The sequence below is a fragment of the Rhodococcus sp. 06-470-2 genome (assembly GCF_002258235.1).
Lineage (GTDB): Bacteria > Actinomycetota > Actinomycetes > Mycobacteriales > Mycobacteriaceae > Rhodococcoides.
The window spans coordinates 1-504 of record NZ_NOYB01000021.1 but is presented as its reverse complement, the minus strand read 5'-3'; the positions used below and the strand labels follow the sequence as shown (position 1 = coordinate 504).

The 504-nt window shown below is 55.2% G+C and carries 1 rRNA gene; it reads left to right on the top strand.

From position 1 onward, the window contains the following. Window positions 1-90: ribosomal RNA gene (locus tag CH276_RS12110) — 16S ribosomal RNA — on the top strand; the annotation flags it as partial. Window positions 91-504 lie beyond the last annotated feature (414 nt).

Below are 504 nucleotides of genomic sequence, written 5' to 3'. Positions count from 1 at the left end.
GGGAGGGAGCCGTCGAAGGTGGGATCGGCGATTGGGACGAAGTCGTAACAAGGTAGCCGTACCGGAAGGTGCGGCTGGATCACCTCCTTTCTAAGGAGCATTCTCCAGAACATGTACCAGCACACAGGTGCTCGGATGATGGTCTGGCAGAGCCCGTTTCGTTCCCACACGTGGAACGGCGGGAGCTCACGGGTGGAACACTGACAACGAGATCCTGCAGAACGCGAAACCATGTTTCGCCGGCAGGGACTATATCGATGCACTGTTGGGTCCTGAGAGAACACGCGAGAGCATGTTTCTTTCTAGGCAAGACATATACAGGCTTTCACGGTTGTTCATACCGGGTTGTTTCTGCGAGTTCGCTTGTGGGGGTGGCTGTCTGGTGGTGGCGTTGACGTGAGGGTGTGTGTGTTGTTTGAGAATTGCACAGTGGACGCGAGCATCTTTGTTGTAAGTAATGAAGAGCGTACGGTGGATGCCTTGGCACCAGGAGCCGATGAAGGA